General features: G+C 74.6%; 17 protein-coding genes. 2 read left to right on the plus strand and 15 right to left on the minus strand.

From position 1 onward, the window contains the following. The first annotated feature begins 55 nt into the window (after nucleotides 1-55). Both glsA and ACPZVR_RS21570 read left to right on the plus strand, forming a co-directional pair. Complete coding sequence (gene glsA, locus ACPZVR_RS21565) at nucleotides 56-1,003, plus strand: glutaminase A (protein ID WP_436701746.1); 948 nt, start codon at nucleotides 56-58, stop codon at nucleotides 1,001-1,003. A gap of 43 nt (nucleotides 1,004-1,046) precedes the next feature. After that, entirely contained in the window at nucleotides 1,047-1,817 is a 771-nt protein-coding gene (locus ACPZVR_RS21570; RefSeq protein ID WP_436701747.1) for a gamma-glutamyl-gamma-aminobutyrate hydrolase family protein, read from the plus strand. Here ACPZVR_RS21570 and ACPZVR_RS21575 read toward each other — a convergent pair. The 15 genes from ACPZVR_RS21575 to ACPZVR_RS21645 all read right to left on the minus strand — a co-directional run bounded on the left by ACPZVR_RS21575 (nucleotide 1,814) and on the right by ACPZVR_RS21645 (nucleotide 20,874). Beyond that, complete coding sequence (locus tag ACPZVR_RS21575) at nucleotides 1,814-4,456, minus strand: DUF4153 domain-containing protein (protein ID WP_436701748.1); 2,643 nt, start codon at nucleotides 4,454-4,456, stop codon at nucleotides 1,814-1,816. The genes ACPZVR_RS21570 and ACPZVR_RS21575 overlap by 4 nt on opposite strands. Next, nucleotides 4,453-5,148 carry a response regulator gene (locus ACPZVR_RS21580; protein ID WP_436701749.1) on the minus strand — a complete coding sequence of 232 codons (696 nt, stop codon included), beginning with the start codon at nucleotides 5,146-5,148 and terminating at the stop codon, nucleotides 4,453-4,455. Before ACPZVR_RS21580 ends, ACPZVR_RS21575 begins: the two co-directional genes overlap by 4 nt. A gap of 134 nt (nucleotides 5,149-5,282) precedes the next feature. Beyond that, on the minus strand, nucleotides 5,283-6,506 hold the full coding sequence (locus ACPZVR_RS21585; protein ID WP_436701750.1) for a CynX/NimT family MFS transporter: 1,224 nt from the start codon (nucleotides 6,504-6,506) through the stop codon (nucleotides 5,283-5,285). A 58-nt stretch (nucleotides 6,507-6,564) separates the two neighbouring features. After that, nucleotides 6,565-7,731: a DUF418 domain-containing protein gene (locus ACPZVR_RS21590; protein WP_436701751.1), complete on the minus strand. Its 1,167-nt coding sequence runs from the start codon at nucleotides 7,729-7,731 to the stop codon at nucleotides 6,565-6,567. Nucleotides 7,732-7,838: 107 nt separating this feature from the next. Next, on the minus strand, nucleotides 7,839-9,446 hold the full coding sequence (locus tag ACPZVR_RS21595; RefSeq protein WP_436701752.1) for a class I adenylate-forming enzyme family protein: 1,608 nt from the start codon (nucleotides 9,444-9,446) through the stop codon (nucleotides 7,839-7,841). Further along, nucleotides 9,443-10,681 (minus strand): saccharopine dehydrogenase family protein, encoded by a 1,239-nt coding sequence (locus ACPZVR_RS21600; RefSeq protein ID WP_436701753.1) that lies wholly within the window; start codon nucleotides 10,679-10,681, stop codon nucleotides 9,443-9,445. Before ACPZVR_RS21600 ends, ACPZVR_RS21595 begins: the two co-directional genes overlap by 4 nt. Then, complete coding sequence (locus ACPZVR_RS21605; protein WP_436701754.1) at nucleotides 10,666-11,499, minus strand: ABC transporter ATP-binding protein; 834 nt, start codon at nucleotides 11,497-11,499, stop codon at nucleotides 10,666-10,668. The genes ACPZVR_RS21600 and ACPZVR_RS21605 overlap by 16 nt, the downstream gene beginning before the upstream one ends. Then, nucleotides 11,493-12,437, minus strand: coding sequence for an ABC transporter ATP-binding protein (locus tag ACPZVR_RS21610; protein ID WP_436701755.1), 945 nt, complete (start codon nucleotides 12,435-12,437; stop codon nucleotides 11,493-11,495). The genes ACPZVR_RS21605 and ACPZVR_RS21610 overlap by 7 nt, the downstream gene beginning before the upstream one ends. Further along, nucleotides 12,434-13,309, minus strand: a complete 876-nt coding sequence (locus ACPZVR_RS21615; RefSeq protein WP_436701756.1) for an ABC transporter permease — start codon at nucleotides 13,307-13,309, stop codon at nucleotides 12,434-12,436. The genes ACPZVR_RS21610 and ACPZVR_RS21615 overlap by 4 nt, the downstream gene beginning before the upstream one ends. Continuing rightward, nucleotides 13,306-14,259: an ABC transporter permease gene (locus ACPZVR_RS21620; protein ID WP_436701757.1), complete on the minus strand. Its 954-nt coding sequence runs from the start codon at nucleotides 14,257-14,259 to the stop codon at nucleotides 13,306-13,308. Before ACPZVR_RS21620 ends, ACPZVR_RS21615 begins: the two co-directional genes overlap by 4 nt. Further along, nucleotides 14,232-15,893 (minus strand): ABC transporter substrate-binding protein, encoded by a 1,662-nt coding sequence (locus ACPZVR_RS21625; RefSeq protein WP_436701758.1) that lies wholly within the window; start codon nucleotides 15,891-15,893, stop codon nucleotides 14,232-14,234. Before ACPZVR_RS21625 ends, ACPZVR_RS21620 begins: the two co-directional genes overlap by 28 nt. Nucleotides 15,894-15,922: 29 nt before the next feature. Further along, nucleotides 15,923-17,572, minus strand: coding sequence for a CocE/NonD family hydrolase (locus tag ACPZVR_RS21630; RefSeq protein ID WP_436701759.1), 1,650 nt, complete (start codon nucleotides 17,570-17,572; stop codon nucleotides 15,923-15,925). Nucleotides 17,573-17,591: 19 nt separating this feature from the next. Continuing rightward, a complete protein-coding gene (locus tag ACPZVR_RS21635) occupies nucleotides 17,592-18,221 on the minus strand; it encodes an MSMEG_1061 family FMN-dependent PPOX-type flavoprotein (protein ID WP_436701760.1) in 630 nt (209 codons plus the stop codon). Then, complete coding sequence (locus ACPZVR_RS21640; RefSeq protein ID WP_436701761.1) at nucleotides 18,221-19,204, minus strand: PDR/VanB family oxidoreductase; 984 nt, start codon at nucleotides 19,202-19,204, stop codon at nucleotides 18,221-18,223. Before ACPZVR_RS21640 ends, ACPZVR_RS21635 begins: the two co-directional genes overlap by 1 nt. Beyond that, a complete protein-coding gene (locus ACPZVR_RS21645) occupies nucleotides 19,201-20,874 on the minus strand; it encodes an amidohydrolase (protein ID WP_436701762.1) in 1,674 nt (557 codons plus the stop codon). The genes ACPZVR_RS21640 and ACPZVR_RS21645 overlap by 4 nt, the downstream gene beginning before the upstream one ends. Nucleotides 20,875-20,943 lie beyond the last annotated feature (69 nt).

Below are 20,943 nucleotides of genomic sequence, written 5' to 3' on the forward strand. Positions count from 1 at the left end.
CTTATGTCTCCCCTACGCTCGGCGCGGGCGGAGGACGAGGAGGAGGACGACGATCGTGAGCACCTGTGGCGTGGCCGAGAGCCCGAGCACGACGGAGCGGTCCGGCGACGAGCTGGTCGCCCACGCGCACGCGGCCGCCGAGCGTGGCCGTGCCGCCGCCGTCGCCGGCGAGGTGTCGGCGCAGATCCCCGAGCTCGGCCGGGTCGATCCCGACCGGTTCGGTCTCGCGGTGGCGCTCCTCGACGGGACCGAGATCCGGGTCGGCGACGCCGAGCAGCCGTTCTCGCTGCAGAGCGTCACCAAGCTCTTCGCGCTCTGCGCCCTGCTCCGCGAGGAGCCGACGGCCTGGGAGCACGTCGGCTGGGACGCCTCGGACGCCGGCTACGGCTCGGTCTCCGAGCTCGAGGCGCACGCCGGGCGTCCGCGCAACCCGTTCGTCAACGCCGGTGCCCTCGTGGTCACCGACCGGCTGCTCCACCACACCGGCGATGCCGCCGGAGCCGTCACGGACCTCCTCCGCGACCTCGGCGGCGAGCACGTCCGCCGCGACCGGCGGGTCGCGCTCTCCGAGGCCGCCCACGACCACCGCAACCGGGCCATCGCGCACGTGCTGGCCGAGCACGGCCGCCTGCTGCACGGCGTGGACACCGTGCTCGCGCAGTACTTCGAGCAGTGCTCGATCACCGCGTCCGCGCTCGCCGTCGCCCGGGCCGCGCTGCTCCTCGCCGACCGCACCGGCCGACGCGGGCCCCTCGACGCCGGCGCCGTACGACGGGTCAACGCCGTGCTCCTGACCGCCGGGATGTACGGCGCCGCCGGCGACATCGCCTACCGGGTCGGGCTGCCCGCCAAGAGCGGGATCGGCGGGGGCGTCGTGGCCGTCCTCCCCGGGGTCGGCGCGATCTGCGTGTGGAGCCCGCGGCTGGACCGCACCGGCAACTCCACCGGCGCCGTCGCCGCCATCGAGGAGTTCGCGCGCCTCGCCGGATGGTCGGTGTTCTGAGCATCCGGACCGCACCCCGACCGAACCCGCACTTGGAGACCCCGTGACCACCCCGCCCCTCGACCGGCCCCTCATCGGCATCACCTACAGCTCCGCCGAGCTCGCGGAGTTCCTGCTGTGGCGCAGCATGTTCCGCGGCGTCGTCGCGGCGGGCGGTGTGCCGCTGGCGATCGACTGCCGCGACCCGCAGCCGCACATCGCCGACCTGGTCGCGCGCCTCGACGGCCTCGTCATCAGCGGCGGCGGCGACGTCGACGCCCGCCGGTACGGCGGCGACCCGGCCGACCCGCTGCTGCGCGGGGTCAACCCGCACCGGGACGACGCCGAGATCGCCGCCCTCGACACGGCCGTCGCCCGCGGCCTGCCCGTGCTCGCGATCTGTCGCGGCGCCCAGCTCGTCAACGTCGCGCGCGGCGGGACCCTCCACGTCGACCTGGGCCGCGACCTGCCCTCCGAGCTGCGTCACCGGGAGAGCGAGGAGGCGCTCGGCGAGCCGCTGCACGACGTCGAGGTCGTCGCCGGCACCACGCTCGCCGCGTGGACCGGCGGCGGCACGATCGGGGTCAACAGCCAGCACCACCAGGGGATCCGCACGCTCGCCGACGGCCTGGTCCCGAGCGCCTACGCCCCCGACGGGCTGGTGGAGGCGTTCGAGCACCCCCCGACCCGGCTCACCGCGATCCAGTGGCATCCCGAGGTGCTCTGGCCGTCCCAGGCCCACGCGCTCGACCTGCTGCGCGGGTTCGTCGGCGCGTGCGGCGGCGTGGGCGCGGACGGGACCCGGGTCGCCTCCGCCGAACGGACCGGGACCTAGTCCCCGTCCCCCGCTTCCCCGCCCCCGGCGAGATCCGCACAGCCGGCCGGCGCGCCTCCCGGCACCGTCCCCGTGCGGTCGAGCGCGTCGGCCGCCCGGGCCCGGCCCAGGTTCCACTCCAACCAGTCGTCGTCGGCGGGGACCCGCCCGGCCAGCGCACAGACCCGGTCGCGACCGGTGCGCTCGGCGAGGGCCGGGACGGCGTCGTCGGAGAGCTCGCGCAGGTAGGTCCAGTCGACGCGGCCGGTGTCGTCGTACCGCGCCAGGTTGTGCCGCGCGATCCACGCGTCCGGGTTGACCAGGGCCAGGGCGAGGAGGCCGGCGGCGCCGCTGAGGAGGGCGAAGCGCGGCAGCCAGGCGCCGCGCAGGCGGATCCCGCTGACGACGACGGCCAGGACCAGGACGCCCAGCCAGCCCTCGAAGACGTCAACGAGCAGCCGCAGCCGGGTGAAGCCGTAGGCCTCCTGGTAGACGTCCATCCGGTAGAGCGCCGACGCGACCACGACGAGGGTCTCCAGGCACAGCGCGCCGAGCCCGACCCGCAGCCAGAGCCGGTCCGACGGCGTCTCGCGCGGCGCCTTGCGGGCGGCGACCGCGATCACGAGCAGGGTGAGCACGGTGGCGACGGTGAGCTGGGCGAAGCCCTCGTGGACGTACTCCGCGTAGGTCAGGCCGGTCGTCCGGCGCAGGTAGGCGTGTCCGCCGAAGACCACCGTCGCCTGCGCGGCGAGGAAGACCGCGAACATGGCGACCACGACGAGGACCGGCGCCAGCCACTCGTAGCGGCGGGCCACGCTGCGGGCCGCCGGGACGTCGCGGTCGACCCGCGGCGGGTTGAGGGCGAGGTACGCCGCAGCGAGCACCGTCCCGCCGACGGCCACCGTGACGAACCCGCGCAGGACGAAGGTGTCGACGGTGAGATCGGGCAGCAGGGCGTCGACCCACTCGGCGACCAGGGCGTCCGCGGACGCGAACAGGGCACCGAAGACGACGAGCCCCAGCGCCGACCAGAGCACGGTCCGCAGCGCCGCGGCGCCGTGGCCGATCACCGGCAGCGCGGCGATGGTGCGGCCCAGCCAGGGCATGCCGCGCAGGCCGGCGACGGGCCACATCAGTCCGGCGAGCACGAACCCGCCGAGGCCGCGCCCGCGGGTGACCCCGCAGACGCAGAGGACCGCGCCGGCGAGCAGGCAGAGCACGACCACCCACTCGGCGTCGCGCACGACGGCCGTCGCGGCCAGGAGCACGCACAGCCCGGCGCAGGTCAGCGTGAACGGGTCGTGGCGGTCCCTGCTCGCGGCGAGCACGACCGCACCGGCCGCGAGCAGCACCACGACGGTGCCGATGCCGAGCGCGCGCTCGGGCAGGACCAGCGCCCCGAGCAGGCCGGTGCCGAGCGCGCCCAGCAGCAGTCCGGCGCGGGCGGGAACGTCGCGCTCGGGCCAGAAGCCGCCGAGCAGGTCGTCGGTCACCGACGGCGGCGGTGGGGCCGGCGCCGGCCGGGGCGGCGGCGTGGGGCGGGGGGCCGGCGTGGGACCCGACGTGGGGACGGGCACCGCCCCCTCCGATGCGGGTACGGCGGCCGGGCGGGCCGCGGGCTCGAGCGGCAGCTCCACCCGCACCCGCGCGCCGACGGCTCCGGCCGGCGGGTCGAGCAAGCCGATGGTCCCGCCGTGCAGGTCGGTGACCCACCGGGCGATGGCGAGGCCGAGGCCGGTGCCACCTGTGTCGCCGGTGTCGCGCAACGTGCCGAACGCCTCGAAGACCCGCTCCCGCGCGTCGGCCGGGATCCCCGGGCCGTCGTCGCGGACCTCGAGGAGGTAGCTGCCGTCGTGCCGCGCGGCGGTCACCACCACCGTGCCGCCGGCCGGGCTGTGCCGGGAGGCGTTGTCGAGGAGGTTGGCGACCAGCTGGTGCAGCCGGGCCGGGTCCGCGGTCACGACGAGGTCGGCCGGGGTCACGCGCACGTCGTACTCCACGTCGCGGCCGAGCACCGCGGCCTCGGCGACGCATCGGTCGAGCAGCTCGGCGATCCGAACCGGTCGGGGCGTGAGCGGCGCGCGGCCCGCGTCGACGCGGGCGAGGTCGAGCAGGTCCTCGACGAGACCACTCATCCGCTCCGCCTGGGTCAGCGCGGTCGCGAGCACGGTGGAGTCGTCGGGGACGACGCCGTCGACGACATTCTCCAGGACGGCCCGCAGCCCGGCGAGCGGCGTCCGCAGCTCGTGGCTGACGTTCGCGACCAGCTCCCGGCGCTGGCGGTCGACCCCGGCGAGGTCCTGGGCCATGGTGTTGAACGCCCGGGCCAGCTCGCCCACCTCGTCCCGCCCGGTGTCGAGCACCCGGACGTCGTAGTCGCCCCTCGCCATCCGGCGCGCGGCGGCGGTCATCTGGCGCAGCGGCGAGGTCATGCCGACGGCGAGCAGCTGGGTCAGCGCGAGCGCGAGCCCGATGGTCACCGGGATGGTCAGCCAGGCGGGGACGCCGCCCGCCCGGCCGAGCGCCGCGACGAGGGCGGCGAGCGTCGCGCTGGCCGCCACCAGCAGGCCCAGCTTGACCTTGATCGAGCGCACCCCGACCAGCGGCTGGGGAGCGGGATGCGCCGACGCGGGTCCCGGGACCGGGGGATGCCCGCTCACCGCTCCGGCACCTCCAGCGCGTAGCCCACGCCGTGGGCGGTGCGCACCAGGTCGGCGCCCACCTTCGCGCGCAGGCCCTTGACGTGGCTGTCGACGGTGCGGGTGCCGGTCGCGCCGTCCCAGCCCCACACCTCGGCGAGCAGCTTCTCGCGGGTGACGACCGCGCCCGGGGTGGCGGCGAGGCACAGCAGCAGGTCGAACTCGGTCGGCGTCAGCCGCACCTCCTCCTCGCCGCGCCACACCCGGCGCGCCGGCGCGTCGACCCGCAGGTCGCCGAGCTCGAGCGCCCGTCGTCCGGCCAGCTCCGCGGCCCGGTCCACCCGGCGCAGCAGCGCGGCCACCCGCGCGACCAGCTCGCGCATCCGGAACGGCTTGGTCAGGTAGTCGTCGGCCCCGACGCCGAGCCCCACGAGGACGTCCGCCTCGTCCGCGCGGGCGGTGAGCATGAGCACCGGCACCGGGCGGTCGGCCTGGATCCGGCGGCACACCTCGTGGCCGTCGTACCCGGGGAGCATGACGTCGAGCAGCACCAGGTCGGGCTGGTGCTCGGCGTGCGCGGCGACCGCGCCCGGTCCGTCATAGGCCCGCACGACGTCGTACCCCTCGGCCCGGAGCCGGTCGGCGACGGCCTGGTTGATGACCGGGTCGTCCTCGACGACGAGGACCCGGCGCTGCACGCTCTGCGCTGGCATGCCTCCGAGGCTACGAGCGCGACGGGCCGGGAGGAGGGGACGACGTGTGCAGGTTCTGTGCAGATCACCGTCGGGACGTGATCCGTCGCGCGGGCTCCGGCCCACGGGACGCGTGACGTCGCGGCGCGAGCGGGTCAGGCGCGGGCGGCCAGCTCGTCCTCGATGGAGCGGTCGCGGGTGGCGTAGAGGCCGCACAGGTAGAGCGGCACGCACAGCGCCAGCAGGACCAGGATGGACACCGTCCAGGTCCCGGTCATGGCGTGCAGCACGCCCACGCCGAACGGGCCGGCGGCGGCGATCAGGTAGCCCGAGGACTGGGTGAACCCGGAGAGCGCGGCGGTGCCCTCGGGGGTGCGGCTGCGCAGGCCGATCAGGGTCAGCACCAGCGGAAAGGTGCTGCAGCCGATGCCGATGGCGAGCGCCCACAGCCAGCCCAGCGGCCGCGGGGCCGCCAGGAAGCCGAGGTAGCCGATCGGGTAGCAGACGATGAGCGCCGTGAGCAGCCAGCGCTGGTCGCGGAACCGGCCGGCGAGGATGGGGATGAGCAGCGACAGCGGGATGCTCGCGCCGGTGACCACGCCGAGCAGGACCCCGGCCGTCTCCGCGGAGTAGCCCGCGTCGCGGCACATCTGCGCGAACCAGCCGAAGACGGCGTACGCCTGCAGCGACTGGAGCCCGAACGCGACGGCCATCGCCCACCCCAGCCGGGTGCGGGCGATCGCGGTGATGCCGAGGCCGCGGGTACGCCGGCCCTCGTGCAGGTCGTGCCCGAGCAGGCCGATCCACGGCAGGATCGCGATCGCGGCGGTCACCGCCCAGGCTCCGAGTCCCCGGGTGTAGTCGACGTCGCCGCCGGTGCCCGCGATCGGCACGCTGAGGGCGGAGGAGAGGGTCAGCCCGATCGCCATCGACGTCGTGTAGACCGCGGTGAGCAGACCGACCCGGCCGGGGAAGTGCAGCTTGACTAGCGAGGGCATCAGCACGTTCGCCGCCGCGGCGCCGGCGAGCGCGGCGAACGACAGGACCAGGAAGAGCCAGCCCTGGTGCACGTGACCGCGCCACCACAGGCAGCCGGCGAGCAGGACCAGACCGAGCAGCGCGACCCGGTGCAGACCCAGCCAGGACGCGAGCCGGGGCGCCGCGCCACCGACGAGCGCGAAGCACAGGACGGGCAGGGTGGTGAGCAGCCCGGCCTCGAAGTCCCCGAGCGGGACGCCGGCGCGGATCTCCTCCAGCAGCGGGCCGACACTCGACGCGGCCGGCCGGAGGTTGAAGGCCAGCACCACGATCCCGAGGACGACCAGGAGACGCTGGAGGCGGGTGTCCCGCACGACGACGGTGGAGGGCGGTGCGGTCACGAGGTCATGTAACACGGCCGGCCCGGCGCGGATTCCGGCGGGCTCCGGCCGGCGGCGCTCAGCGGTAGGTGACGCGGCGGACCAGCACCTCGAACGGTCCCCGACGCCCGCGGCGGGCCAGTGCGTCGGCCACGACGACCGACGCGACCCAGGTCGCGACCGCCAGCAGCGCCGTGGCGGCGACGCTGAGCGTCCCCGCGAGGTCGAGGAGGTACGGCGTGAACACCGTCGCCCACACCACCGACTGCAGGAGGTAGCAGGTCATCGACCGCTGACCGGTCGCGGCGACGGCGTCGATCAACCGGCCGCGACGGCCCTCCACCAGCCCCTCGAGCGGCCGCGCGGCCAGCGTGATGAGCGCGGCATAGCCGAGACCGCCGGCGACGCCCGCCGCGTCGTGGAGCGGCCCGATCAGCGTGAGCACGTCCGCCGACGGCACGGGCGTCACCCCCGCCAGCATCAGCGCCACCGGCTGCGCCCCGGCGACCGCGACGGTGATGCCGACGGCGGCGACGGTGGTGAGCAGCCGGCGGTAGCGCTCGGGCTGCTCGAGCACCCGGCGCCGCCCGGCCCACAGGCCGAGGAGGTAGGGACAGGCGAACCCGATCGGCCCGAGCAGCGCGACGACGGCCACCGCCGCCGGCCGCTCCGCCAGCTGGGTCGCGAGGTCGGGCGGCAGCATCGCGACGTCGGGCGGGTCGGTGCCGACCGACGACGAGCTCGCCGACGGGAGCGCGGTGAGGACGAAGAGGAGGCCGGCCACCGCCAGCAGCCAGCGGTCCGACCAGCGCACGGCGAAGACGCCGACGAGCAGCAGCACGCCGTACATCGCGAGGATGTCGCCGACGTAGAACAGCAGGCCGTCCACCACGCCGACGGCGATCAGGACCGCCGCGCGGCGGCGGAGCAGCCCGCGCACCTCGCGCGCCGTGGCTCCCGACGCCGCGCGACGGCGGGCGATGTGCGCGACGCCGTAGCCGAACAGGAAGCCGAACATCGGGAACGCCCGGCCGTCGACGAAGGTCGCGATCACCCAGGTGACCGCGGAGTCGAGGGCCGAGCCCGCCATCGGGAAGCCGCCGCGGATCGTCGCTCCGGCGGACGTGCCGGTCAGGAAGTAGTGGCTGTTGGCGAGCGCGATGAACAGCAGCATGCCGCCCCGCGCGAGGTCCGGCCCGAGCACCCGCGCCGAGAGCGCGACGGGACCTTCGCGGGTGATGCTCACCCGTCCAGTCAAGTGGCCCGACGCGCTCGCCACATCGGTCCCCGGTCGCGGTCGGCCCCTACTTCGGTCGGTTCCTCAGCCGCCGGGCGCCAGCGCGGCGAACGCCATCACCGCGAGCCGGGCTCCTTCTCGGGGACCGGCAACTCGCGGAGCATCCGGCGCATGATCTTGCCGCTCGACGTCTGCGGCAGCGCGGGGACGAAGACCACCGACCGGGGCGTCTTGTACGCCGCCAGCTCGGCCCGGGCGCAGGCGATCAGCTCCTCCTCCGTGGCCCGGCGTCCGTCGCGGAGCACGACATAGGCCCGCGCGACCTCGCCCTTGACCTCGTCCGGAACCGGTCCGACGGCGACCAGCGCGACCGCCGGGTGGCCGGACAGCACGCGCTCGATCTCGGCCGGGTAGACGTTGTAGCCGCCCGAGATGATCAGGTCGCGACAGCGATCCACCACCCACAGGTTGCCCTCGGCGTCGCGGCGGACCAGGTCGCCGGTACGCAGCCAGCCGCCGGCGAGCACCTCCGCGGTGGCGTCGGGCCGGCCGAAGTACTCGGTCATCACCAACGGTCCGCGCATCCAGAGCTCGCCGGGCCGGTCGACGGCGGCCTCGACGTCCGGACGGTCGAGGTCGGCGACCCGTGCCTCCATCCCCGGGAGCGGCCGGCCGATCGAGCCGTGCACCCGCTCGGTCCCGACCGGGTGCGTGGTGCCCAGGCCGGAGAGCTCGGTCATCCCCCACAGCTCGATGAGCGGCGCGCCGCTGGCCCGCTCCCAGGCGGTCATCGTGGAGACCGCCATGGTCTGCCCACCCACGGTGCAGCGGGTCAGGGTGGCGAGGTCGGCCGGGTCCAGCGCGGGGTCGGCGAGCATCATCGCGTACATCGCGGGCACGCCCTCGAAGAGGGTCGCGCGGTACTCGGCGACGAGGTCCATCGCGGCGCGCGCGGCGAACCTGCCCATCAGCACCACCGTCCCGCCGGTCCCGAAGGTGCCGTTGAGGACCACGCTGCCGTAGACGTGCGGCAGCGGCAGCGCCGTGACGACGACGTCTGCGACGGTCTTGGCGTGCGCTTCGGCGCTGAGCCGCCAGTTGAGCAGGACGGCTCGTTGCGACGGGACGGCACCCTTCGGGTGCCCGGTCGTGCCGGAGGTGTAGCCGATCACCGCTGGGTCCTCGGGCCGGAGCTGGACCGACGCCGGGGTCTGTCCCGAGGCCACCACGTCGTCGAAGGCGACGATCTCAACACCCTCGGCCTCGATACTCTCGTCCCCGTCCGCGCCTGCGCCCGAGTGCGCGTCGAGGACGATGACCGCCCACAGCCGGCTCAGAACGGCACCGTCGAGCGCGGCCAGCACCGCGGCCGTGGTGCACAGGATCCGGGCGTCGCAGTCGCGGAGCACGTAGGCCAGCTCGCTGGTCGTCAGCATGGCGTTGACCGGGTTGACGACCGCGCCGCCGCGCAGGATGCCGTGGTAGGCCTGCACCCACGCGGCGCTGTTGGGGGCGTAGAGCGTGACCCGGTCGCCGGGCCGGACGCCGTGCTCCTGCAGCCAGCCGGCGACCCGGTCGACCCGGTCGACCCGGTCGGCGTACGTGAACGAGCGGCCGTCGTGGACGAGCGCCACCGCCTCCGGCTGTGTGCGGGCGGCCGTGGCGAGCAGGTCCCCGGGCAGGGCGGGGCTCGCCGCACCGGCCGGGAACGCGGCGGCACTCATCGCGGGGTCCGCTCCTCGAGGCCCCACGGGGAGTCGTAGCCGTCGGGCGCGGCCAGCAGTTCGAGGAAGGGCACCGGGTCGAATGCCTCCGGGCCCAGGACGCCGGTGCCCTTCCAGGCACCCGTCGCCAGCAGCTCGAGCGCCACCACGGGGTTGACCGCGGTCTGCCACACCACGCACTGCGTGCCGTACCGGTCCATGCTCCAGGCGTTGTCGACGACGTGATGGAGGTAGACCTCCCGCGGGTTGCCGTCGACGCCCGTCCCGATGACCCACAGGCCCGCGCAGGTGGCCCCGCTCATCGCGGAGCCGAGCCGGGCCGGGTCGGGCAGGCAGGCGGCGACGACGTCGCGCGGCGAGACCTCGACGTCGCCGACCCGGACCTTGTCGGTACGGTCGAGGCCGAGCTTGTGCAGGACCCGCAGCACCTCGATGAACTCCTCGCCCAGGCCGTACTTGAAGGTCACCCGCTCGGCGTCGACCCACCGCGGCATGAGCACGACCTCCTCGTGCTCGACGTTGACGCACTCGACCGGCCCGATCCCACCGGGGAAGTCGAAGACCTCCGGCTCGGAGAACGGCTCGGTGGTGAACCAGCCGCGCTCGCGCTCCCACACCAGCGGTGGGTTGAGGCACTCCTCGATCGTCGTCCAGACCGAGAACGACGGGGCGAAGCCGTGGCCCGCGACCTGCAGGTTCGAGCCGTCCCGGGTGCCGAGCTCGTCGATCGACGAGAACAGGTGGTCGGCGGCGTAGCGCGCGAAGACGTCGGACAGGCCGGGCTCGACGCCGATGCCGACCAGCGCGAGGCGGCCGGCCTCCTCCCACTCCCCCGCCCGGGCGAACTGGTGGTCGCCGAGCATCACGCCACACCGCTCGTACGGCTGCTCGGGGTGCGGCGAGGAGAGGCTCATCGCCATGTCGAGGTAGTCCGCGCCGGCCTCGAAGGCGGCGTCGAAGATCGCCTCGACGAAGCGCGGGTCGACCGCGTTGAGCACGTGGGTGATCCGGTGCTCACGGATCGCGGCGACCAGGCCGGCCCGGTCGGAGGCGTCGAGCCGGATCGCCCGGAGCCGGGAGTCGGGCTCCGCACCGGGCCGGCAGTTCGCCACGGTCGCGCGGGCGCGGGACTCGTCATGGTCGGCGACGACGAGGGACTCGAAGAAGTCGCGGGTCGTGGCGATGCGCACGAAGGCGTCGCCGACGCCCCCGGCGCCGATCAGGAGGACGCGCATGGAGGGCTGTTCCTTTCAACCTGGTGGGGGACGGTGCCCGGGCGGGCGCCGTCGGACCGGGGCGGCACGGCCGCCCGCAGTCGCTGGGTGTAGGGCGCCGACGGCCGGTCCAGGACCTGCGCCACCGCGCCCTGCTCGACGACATCGCCGGCCTTCATCACCAGCACCCGGTCCGCGACCTGGCGCACGACCGCGAGGTCGTGGGTGATGAAGAGGTAGGCCGTGCCGGTGGCCGCCCGCACGTCGGCGAGCAGGTTGACCACCTGGGCCTGGATCGAGACGTCCAGCGCGGAGACGGCCTCGTCGAGGATGATCACCGGGGGCCGCGGCGCCAGCGCGCGGGCGATGGCGACCCGCTGTCGCTGGCCGCCGGAGAGCTCGGCGGGCCGGCTCTCCAGTTGCCGGGCGCTCAGCCCGACGGCCTCGCCCAGCTCGCGCACCCGCGCGGCCCGCTCCGCCCGGTCGCGTACGCCGTGCAGCGCGAGCACCTCGGCCAGGGCGTCGCCGGGCGACTGCCGCGGGTCGAGCGAGGCATAGGGATCCTGGAAGACCATCTGCAGCAGCCGGGCCCGGCGCAGCCGTTCGCTGCGGCGCCGGGCCGGCCGACTGACATCGTGGCCGTCGAGGACCACCCGTCCCGCCGTCGGCGGGAGCAGGCCGGCGATCATCCGCGCGGTCGTCGACTTGCCCGACCCCGACTCGCCGACGATCGCCAGGCACTCGGCGCGCTCCAGGTGCAGGTCGAGACCGGTCACCGCGACCGTCGTCGCGCCGCGGGGGCCGGGGAACTCCTTGCGGAGCGCGGTCACGGTCAGCACGGGATCCTCCCCTCGCGCACGCACCGGACGGCGTGCTGGGTGCCGGTCAGCGGCGGGACCGCCGTACGGCAGGCATCGACGGCCCGGTCGCAGCGCGGGGCGAACGCGCAGCCGGCTCCGGCCTCGTACGCCGCGACCGGGTGCCCGGCGATGGCCGGCAGCCGCGGCAGCCGGCGATCGATGTCCGGCCGGGCCGCGAACAGGGCGCGGGTGTAGGGATGGCGCGGGTCGGCCGCCAGCGCGCCGGCCGCGGCGACCTCCTGGACGGTTCCGGCGTAGAGGACCGCGATCCGGTCGCACAGCTGGGCGGCGAGGTCGAGGTCGTGACTGATGAAGACCAGGCCCGTGCCCCGCTCGCGCCGCAGCTCGTCGAGGATCGCGACGACCTCGGCCTGGGTGGTGACGTCGAGGGCCGTGGTCGGCTCGTCCGCGAGCACCAGCGCCGGGTCGGCGAGGACCACGGAGGCGATCATGATCCGCTGGAGCATCCCTCCGGACAGCTGGTCGGGATGGCGATCCAACAGCCGGCGGGGCTCGGCGAGACCGACCCGGTCGAGCAGTGCCAGCACCTCGGGCAGCCGCGCGGACCGGGCCCGGCGGGCGGTCGTCTCCAGCAGGAAGTCGCCGATCCGCTGGCGCGGGTCCAGGTGGGCACGGGCGTCCTGGAAGACCATCCCGAGTCGCCGGCGCGGCACGTCGCGGCGGGTGCGGCTGCGTGCGAGCGGTGCTCCATCGAACCGGATCGTGCCCGACCGGACGGCACCGGCGGGGAGCAGGCCGGCCACCGCGCGGGCCAGCATGGACTTGCCCGCTCCGGACTCCCCGACCAGGCCCAGCGCCTCGCCGGGGGCCATGGCCAGGGTGATGTCGCGCAGCACGGTGCCCCGTCCGGGCAGCTCGACGACCACCTCGTCGACCTCCAGCAGCGGGATCGTCATCGCTTCTCCTTGCGGGCACGGGCGAGCGGGCGTCCCTCGGTGAGCCGGTCGCCGAGGAAGGTCAGGGCGACCACGGTGGTCACGATCGCCAGCCCGGCGTACACGGCCTGCTCGGGGTGTCCCTGGAGCAGCGCGGACGTGTCGCTGACGAGGACGCCCCAGTCCGCGGCGGGCGCCTGGACCGCGAGGCCCAGGAAGGACAGCGAGGCGAGGTCGACGAGGGCGAGCGCGAACGCGACCGGCACCTGGGCGAGGACGACGCCGAGGATGTTCGGCAGGGTGTGCCGCACGCAGATCCGCAGCCCGCCCATGCCCTGCAGCTCGAGGGCCTCCACATAGGGCAGGTGCCGCTGCGCGCGGGCCGCGGCCCGCGCCGTGCGGGCCACATAGGGCAGGTAGGCGACGGCCAGGGCGATCACGGCCGGGGTGAGGCCCGGCTCGAAGACGGCCACCGCCAGGACGGCGACCAGGATGCCCGGGACGGCGAAGATCACGTCGAGCACCCGCGCCAGGGTGGCGTCGAGCAGGCCGCCTCGCCAGGCGGCGCTCAGGCCGATCGGCAGTCCCACGGTGAGACTCAGGGCGACCACGAGGGCCGGCCCGCCGAGGCTGGTCCGGGCACCCCACAGCAGCCGGGACCAGATGTCCCGGCCGGTCGCGTCTGTGCCCAGCCAGTGCTCGGCGCTCGGTCCGGCGTACGGGTGCAGGAGGTCCTGCTGGTCGACGGGATAGGGCGCGACCCAGGGAGCGAGGGCGGCGAGCAGGACCAGCGCGGCCACGACCGCCAGTGCGATCCAGCCGACCGGGCCGAGGACGCCGCGCGCGTGGCCCCGGCGCGGCCGCCCGGCGGGGAGGGCGAGTGCCAGCGTCATGCGGCCCTCCTGCGCTGGCGTGGGTCGAGGCCGCGTGCGGCCAGGTCGACGAGGGTGTTGGTGACCACGAAGACCACGACGAGGAGCAGGCTGATCGCCTGCACGGTCGGGAAGTCCTGGCGATTGACGGAGCTGACCAGCAGCGAGCCGAGACCGGCGATGCCGAAGGCGTTCTCGACGACGATCGCGCCCGCGAACAGCGCCGCCACCAGCAGCCCGCCCGCGGTGACCACCGGGCCGGCGGCGTTCGGGAGGATATGCCGCGCGACGACCACCCGCGCGGGCAGACCGCGGGCCCGAGCCGTGATGACGTACTCGCGACCGCTCTCGGCGCGGACGCTGGCGCGGGTGACCCGGGCCAGCATGGCCGAGGAGACCAGGGCCAGCGAGAGGGCGGGGAGTACCAGGCCGCGCAGCCCGTCGGCGCCGTACGCCGGGAACCAGCCCAGGCCCACGGCGAAGACCGCGATCAGCAGGGTCGCCGAGACGAAGGTCGGGATCCCGGCGACGACGGCGACGACGGTCGTCAGCACGGTGTCGAGTCGGCCGGGGCGCAGACCCATCGGCACCCCGACGGCGATGCCGATCATGACGAGCAGCAGGCCGGCCAGGCCCACCAGCGCGAGCGTGGTGGGAGCGGTGGCCCCGAGTCGGGTCGCGACCGACTGGCCGCCGACGAAGGAGGTGCCGAAGTCGCCGTGCGCGACCGAGCCGAGCCAGTGCAGATAGCGGATCAGGAAGGGATCGTCGAGGCGGTACTGCTCCCGGACCGCCGCGCGCACCTCGTCGGTCGGGGTGGTGGAGCCGAAGAGCACCGACTCCGCGTCGCCCGGCGCCGCGTAGAGACTCGCGAACACGACGAAGCTGGCCGCGAGGATGCTGACGCACATCGCGCCCACGGTGCGCAGCAGCTCCCGGACGGTCACGGTGCGCCGACCGACGCCGTCCACGCGGTGCCCATGTACGCGAAGGTCAGCGGGACGCCGGTGATGCCTTCGTCGAGATAGACCGCGGCCCGCGGCGCCACGAGCGGGATCCAGGGCAGCTCCTCGGTCAGGATCGCCTGGGCGGCGATCACCAGGTCGGCCCGGGCGTCGTCGTCCGGCTCGCCGAACGCCTCGCGGAGCAGGCGGTCGACCTCCGGGTTGTCGTAGCCGCCGTAGTTCTGGCTGCCGTCCTTGTTGCCGATGAAGCCGTACATGAACGCGGGCTCCTGCACCTGCGTGTAGTTCATGGTGAGGAAGGCGTCGTAGTCGGCACGCACCGACGCGTCGGAGAAGAGCGAGTAGTACTGGGCCAGCGGCAGCGCGACGATCTCCATGTCGAGGCCCAGCTCCTTGGCGGCCTGCTGCACGACCGTCGCGGTGGTCCGGTACATTTCGATGCCGCCCGGATAGGCCAGGGTGAGGCGCTCGCCGCTCAGCCCGGCCTGGTCGACGGCTGCCCGGCCGCCTCCGGAGGCGTCCTTGCTCGCCTGCTCGATCTCCTCGTACGCCGCCCGGTAGCGCTCCTGCGCGTAGCCCCACAGCCCGGGACCGGCGACGGCGTACAGCGGGTCGGCCGCGCCCGCGAAGGCGGTCCGCACCAGTGCCTCCCGGTCGACCGCGCCGGACAGCGCCCGGCGTACCGCGGGGTCGGCCAGGGGCCCCTCGGCCAGGTCGCTGACGATGATGTCGAGGTTCTGGGGCGTGCTGCCCTCGGCGCCGAGCCACAGCTCGCCGCTGCCCGTCTCACGCAGGCTGGGGATCACCTCGGCCGGAATGTTGAACCCGCCGTCGACCGCGCCGGTGCGGATCGCGTTGGCCAGCGCCTTCGCCTCGGCCGGGAACTCGAAGCGCACCTGCTCGGCCAGCGGCTTCCGCTCGCTGTTCCAGTAGTCCGGGCTGCGCTCGAGCGTCAGCGGGCCGACCCCGTCCCAGGAGTCGAGCACGTACGGACCGGTGCAGAGCACGCCCGTCCCGGGGGTGCCGAGGTCGTCGGGGTGCGCCTCGGCGAACGCCTTGCTGATGATCGCGCCACCGAGGGTGTTCATGCCCTTGAGGAAGACGGCGTTCGGCTCGGTGAAGGTCACCTCGACCTGGTCCGTGCCGTACGGCTCGATCGTGGCGACGCCCTGGTAGAGGATCGAGTACGACGACGCGAGGGCCGGGTCGAGGTTGCGCCGGAGACTGAACAGCACGTCCTCCCGGGTCATCGGCGTGCCGTCGGAGAAGGTCACGTCGTCGCGCAGGGTGAACCGGACGGTGCGCGGGTCGACCTGCTCCCAGGCCGAGGCCAGTCCGGGGCGCGGCTCGTAGCCGGGGCCGGTGTCGAGCAGGCTCTCGCACAGGTTGGGGATCACGGTGAGCTCGGGATAGTCGGCCACCTTGATCGGGTCGAGGGTGGCGGGGCTGCGGTAGTCGCCGTACCAGGTGAAGGAGTCGACGGGGCCGGTCGCGGCCGGCGTGGTGGTCGTGTCGGTGTCGAAGGTCGCCTCGGGCCCCGAGCTGTCGGAGTCGTCGGAGCTGCAGGCGCTGAGCCCGAGTGCGACAACGGCGACGAGGGCCAGGGCCGGTCGGAGCTCGGTACGGCGGAGTGTGGGCATGACGGTCCCTCTCGGTGGGTGAGGACGGCTCAGAGCGCCGTGACGACGCTGAGCTGGAGGTGGGTGTGGCCGGCGCCGAGTCGCAGGCGGTGACGGGTGGGCTGGATGGACACGGCGTCCCAGGGGCTGTCCGCGGTGCCGGGATGCGGTGCATAGAGCGGGAAGTCGCTCGCGCTGACCTGGAGCCGCAGGCGGTGTCCGGGCCGGAACCGGTAGCCGGTCTCGCCCAGGTCGACAACGCCGCCGGCGGTGCCCTCGACCCGGCGCTGGCCGCGCACCACCAGCCGGGTGGTGCCGTCCGGGGCGACGTCGTGCAGCTTGACGAAGACGTCGGTGCTCGGGCCCGCGACGTCCAGGTCGACGACCGCGTGCACCGGGCCGGCGAGGTCCAGCGGCTCGGACAGGGGGGCGCCGGTGAAGGTGAGCACGTCCGGCCGGTCGTGGACGACGCTCTCGTCCGGGTACTCGATGAGGAAGGTGAAGGAGTCGACGACGGTCGACGGCACCGGGTCGGCCGGGTCGTGGACCCACTCCGCGTGCTCGGCCGCCCGCGGGGTGGCGTCGAGCGCACCGCCGTCGGCGGACGCGGTCGCCGCGGCGCCCTCGGCCGGGTAGAGCCGCAGCGTCGACGCGGTGACCGGCGGCCAGGAACCGGCGGTGCGGACTCCTAGATGGCCGTGCCACCAGGTGGCCCGGTCGACGGCGCCCTCGCGGCCCCGGACGTGCACGTCGAAGAAGTCCAGGGTGCGGCCCAGGTAGCGCGGCAGCATCGCCTGCAGGACCGCCGGGTCCAGGCCGTGATTGCGCTCGGGCGGGACCGGCGCGTCGTCGAGGTGGAAGGAGTAGTGGTCGCACGCGTCGGCGTCGAGATAGGCGAGGTGGCGCCAGGCGGGCTGGGCCAGCTGCTCGCGGTAGTCCTGCATGGAGAGGTCGAGCAGGTTGTCGAACCAGCCCACCCGGTGCAGGACCGGCACCGGCCGGGCGGCGAAGGGGGGCCGGGCCGCCAGCTCGGGCGTCGCCGGGCCGCCGGAGAGCACCCGGTCGAGGATCTGCGAACGGGCGCCGATCGCCGAGAAGGCGGACTCGAAGAGGTCGCGCAGCGGCCGCACGGTCCAGTCGACCTCGTAGTCGTAGGCGGCGTTGTCCACCCAATGGTGCGCGAAGTAGTTGGCTTGGTAGAGGCTGGTCGCCCGCTGCTGGGGTGCGCCGCCGCCCCAGGACCCGATGGCCATCCCGGTCACCCGCGGCGCGATCGCCCGCAGCGCGGGATGTCCACCGGCGACGCCGGCCCACTGCGTGTAGCCGTGGTACGAGTCGCCGACCATGCCGACCGTGCCGTCCGACCAGGCTTGGGCCGTGACCCACCCGAGGGTGTCGAAGGTGTCCGCGACCTCGTTGCGGAACGGGTAGGTCTCGCCCTCGGAACGGAACTTGCCCCGCACGTCCTGGACGACCAGGACATAGCCCCGGTCGAGGTAGTGCGGCGCGATCTGCTCGATGGCCATCCACGCGCTGTTCTTGTCGTACGGCAGCCGACAGACCACGGCGGGATGGCGACCGGGACGGTCGGGCAGGTAGACGTCGGTGGCGAGCCGGACGCCGTCGCGGGTGCGGACGAGGTGCTGCTCGGCGACGTCGCTCAGCGGTGCCGGCTCGATCCGGGTGAAGGGCAGGGACATGCGGGATGCTCCGGTTCTGTCAGAGGTTGCGCTGGTAGTCGTCGGCGAGGTCGTCCTCGAGGAGGGCGGCCGTGAGTCCGTCGATGCCGATATGGGCGGCGGCGATGACGCCGCCGCTGGGCAGGAGGTCGGCGAGCTCCTGGCGGCCGCTCTCCCACAGCCCGCCGCGGAGGTTGGCCTTGCCGCAGTGCAGGTAGGCCTGCTCGACCTCGATCACGGTGGCCAGCGACGGGACCCGGCCGCGGGCCTCGAGCATCGGCATCAGCTCCGGGTCGTCGCTCGGGTAGGCGCGGCCGTTGACGCGGAGCGTCTCGGCGTACCCGGGGACGAGGAAGAGCATGCCGACGGCCGGCTCGTGGCAGATGTTGGTGAAGGACTCGGCGAGCTGGTTGCCGGGGCGGTCCGGCAGGACCAGGGTCCGCTCGTCGAGGACCCGCACGAAACCGGGGTCGTCGCCGCGCGGCGAGCAGTCGGCCAGGCCGTCGGGACCGACCGTCGCCAGGACGCAGTACGGCGAGTGCGCGACGAAGAGCTGGCAGTAGGGATCGAGGTGGTCGAGCACCTTGGCCTCGATGGCCGGGTCCGGGTGGCCGACCAGCTCGCGGACCCGGGCGAGGTCGACGCGGCGGGGGCGGGTGTGCACGGTCATCAGAGCTCCAGCTCCAGGTGTGCGGTGAGGGCGCGGGAGACGCAGGCCGCCATCACCCGCGGCGCCTCCTGGGAGGCCAGGCCGACGTGGTCGCGGTGGTCGGGCTCGCCGGCGCGCACCACGACCTCGCAGGTGCCGCAGAGGCCCTCGCGGCAGGAGCCGACCACAGGGAGGCCGGCGGCGGACAGCACGTCGAGGAGCGAGCGGTCGGCGTCGACGTGCAGGTCCAGGCCGCTGCGCACGCACCGGACGTCGAAGGGCTGTCCCGGCGGGGCCTCCGTGCCCGGGGCCCGGAACCGCTCGCCGTGGAAGGCGAGCTCGGCCCTCTCGGCGCAGAGCTCCTCGAGCGCGTCCATCATCGACGTCGGTCCGCACGCGTAGACCCGGGCCTCCCCATGCCGGCGCAGGTGGGCGTCGAGGTGGCCGGACAGGTCGAAGCGCCCGTCCGCGCCGGACGCCCACACCGTGCTGCGCACCGTGCTCGGCACGACGGTGGGCTCGGGCGCGTCCAGCCGGGTGAGCCGGTCGACGAACGCCATCGTGGCGCGCTCCCGGCCGACGTACGCGAGGGTCCACGGGATGCCGTCGGCCTCGGCCCGCCGGACCATCGGCAGGATCGGGGTGATCCCGATCCCGCCGGCGACGAAGGCATAGGAGTCGGCCGGGAGGAAAGGGAAGTGGTTGCGCGGCGCCGAGATCCGGACCCGCTGGCCGGGCCGCAGGAAGCGGTGCACGTAGTCCGAGCCGCCCCGGCCGCGCGGGCAGTGCCGGACCGCGATCCGGTAGCGGACGTCGACCGGGTCTCCGCACAGCGAGTACTGGCGCTCCAGGCCGGGCAGCAGCCGGATCGTGACGTGGGCGCCCGGGGTCCAGGCGGGCAGCGGCGGCCCGTCCGGCAGCGGCGCCAGCGCGACCGCGACCACGCCGTCGGCCTCCCAGCTCAGTTCGGCGACGACGACCTCCAGCTCCTCGGGCGTGCTCATGCGTACTCCCGGGCGTGCACCCGGCGGCCCGCGACGAAGGTCTCGTCGACGCCGGCCAGCGAGATCTCGTCGTGCCCACCCTGGAACGGATCGCGGTCGAGGACCACCAGGTCGGCGTCCCGGCCCGGCGCGATGCTGCCGAGCGTGTCCTCCAGGTGGTTGATCCAGCTGGAGCCCGCCGTGTAGGCGGCGAGCGCGTCGACCAGGGTGAGCCGCTGGTGCGGCGTGAGTGGCGCGCCGTCGGAGCCGCCGGGCGCCATCCTGTTGACGGCGACGTGGATGCCGAGCATCGGGTCGGCCGACGAGACCGGCCAGTCGCTGCCCGCCACCAGTGTCGCCCCGGCGGCGCGCAGCTGCTGGAACGGGTACTGGCGCTCGGTCCGCTCGGGGCCGAGGAAGGGCGCGGTGAGGTCGGACATCTGCGGGTCGAGGTGCGCCCACAGCGGCTGCATGTTCGCGGCGGCCCGCAGCGAGCGGAAGCGCGGAATGTCGTCGGGGTGGATCACCTGGATGTGGGCCAGGTGGTGGCGGTTGTCGCCCCGGTGACCTCCTGAGACCGAGGTCGGGCGGGTCGCCCGAGCCCGCTCCACCGCGTCCAGCGCCTCCCGGACGGCGCGGTCGCCGATGGTGTGGAAGTGCGCCTGGAAGCCGAGGTGGTCCACCGCGCCGACCCCGGCGGCGAGCTCCCGGGGATCCAGGTAGCTCAGCCCGCTGCCGGGCGAGGCGCCGTCGGGCGGCCCGAGATAGGGCGCCAGCATCGCCGCGGTGAAGTTCTCGCACACGCCGTCCTGCATGAACTTCACGCTGGTGGCGCGGAACCGACCCGAGCCGGTGCCCGCACGGCGCTCGAGGAGCTCCTCGACCTGGTCGACGCCCCGGGTCGGGTCCCACCACTGGGCCCCGACGACCCGGGCGACCAGGGTCCCCGCGGCCTCCGCGCGGCGGTAGATGTCGTACGTGTCGGGATAGTGCAGGTAGGCGCCGACCAGAGCGTCCTGCCAGGAGGTGATGCCGAGCTCGAGCATCCGGCGCTGCCCCAGCTCCAGGGCCCGGTCGTGGTCGGCGGCCGTCGGCGCCGGGGTGTGCCGCGCGACCAGGTCGGCGGCCGCCTCGTGCAGTGAGCCGGAGGGGGTGCCGTCGGGTTCGCGCTCGATCCGGCCGCGCGGCGGGTCCGGGGTGGTCGCGGTGACACCGGCCCGGCGCAGTGCCTCCGTGTTGACCCACGCGCCGTGCCGGTCGCGGTTGATGAGGAATGCGGGCCGGTCGGCGCAGACCCGGTCCAGCTCCTGGCGGGTCGGCGTCCCGTCGGCGAAGTGGTCCATCGACCAACCGCCACCGACGATCCACTCCTGCTCGGGATGCGCGGCGGCATACGCGGCGATGCGGTCGAGGCATTGCGTGGCATCCTCGGCGCCGACGAGGTCGCACTGCTGCAGCTCCAGGCCGGCGAACACCGGATGGGCGTGGGCGTCCACGAAGCCCGGCACCAGTAGCCGGCCGCGCAGGTCGACGACCTCTGTCCGCGGGCCGGCGAGCTCCCTCGCGGCCTGGTCTCCCACCGCCAGCACCCGCCCGCCGGCGACCGCGACCCCGTCGGTGAAGGAGCGCGCCGCATCGGCGGTGAAGACCGGGCCGCCGACGAAGACGGTGTCGGCGTGGAGCTGGGGCATCGGGGTCCTCCTGGGTCGCTGTGGAGAGGAGTACAGCGCGTCCCGGCACGCTAAGTCAATACCTTTGAC

Origin of the sequence: Nocardioides segetis, from assembly GCF_051390595.1 — a bacterium.
Classification (GTDB): domain Bacteria; phylum Actinomycetota; class Actinomycetes; order Propionibacteriales; family Nocardioidaceae; genus Nocardioides.

Excerpts from the sequence above, each read along its gene's own strand:
- ACPZVR_RS21635 (WP_436701760.1), bottom strand. The coding sequence starts at position 18,221 with ATGACCGTGCACACCCGCCCCCGCCGCGTCGACCTCGCCCGGGTCCGC.
- ACPZVR_RS21630 (WP_436701759.1), bottom strand. The coding sequence starts at position 17,572 with ATGTCCCTGCCCTTCACCCGGATCGAGCCGGCACCGCTGAGCGACGTC.
- ACPZVR_RS21610 (WP_436701755.1), bottom strand. The coding sequence starts at position 12,437 with ATGACGATCCCGCTGCTGGAGGTCGACGAGGTGGTCGTCGAGCTGCCC.
- ACPZVR_RS21625 (WP_436701758.1), bottom strand. The coding sequence starts at position 15,893 with ATGCCCACACTCCGCCGTACCGAGCTCCGACCGGCCCTGGCCCTCGTC.
- ACPZVR_RS21580 (WP_436701749.1), bottom strand. The coding sequence starts at position 5,148 with ATGCCAGCGCAGAGCGTGCAGCGCCGGGTCCTCGTCGTCGAGGACGAC.
- ACPZVR_RS21615 (WP_436701756.1), bottom strand. The coding sequence starts at position 13,309 with ATGACGCTGGCACTCGCCCTCCCCGCCGGGCGGCCGCGCCGGGGCCAC.
- ACPZVR_RS21595 (WP_436701752.1), bottom strand. The coding sequence starts at position 9,446 with ATGAGTGCCGCCGCGTTCCCGGCCGGTGCGGCGAGCCCCGCCCTGCCC.
- ACPZVR_RS21600 (WP_436701753.1), bottom strand. The coding sequence starts at position 10,681 with ATGCGCGTCCTCCTGATCGGCGCCGGGGGCGTCGGCGACGCCTTCGTG.
- ACPZVR_RS21645 (WP_436701762.1), bottom strand. The coding sequence starts at position 20,874 with ATGCCCCAGCTCCACGCCGACACCGTCTTCGTCGGCGGCCCGGTCTTC.
- ACPZVR_RS21640 (WP_436701761.1), bottom strand. The coding sequence starts at position 19,204 with ATGAGCACGCCCGAGGAGCTGGAGGTCGTCGTCGCCGAACTGAGCTGG.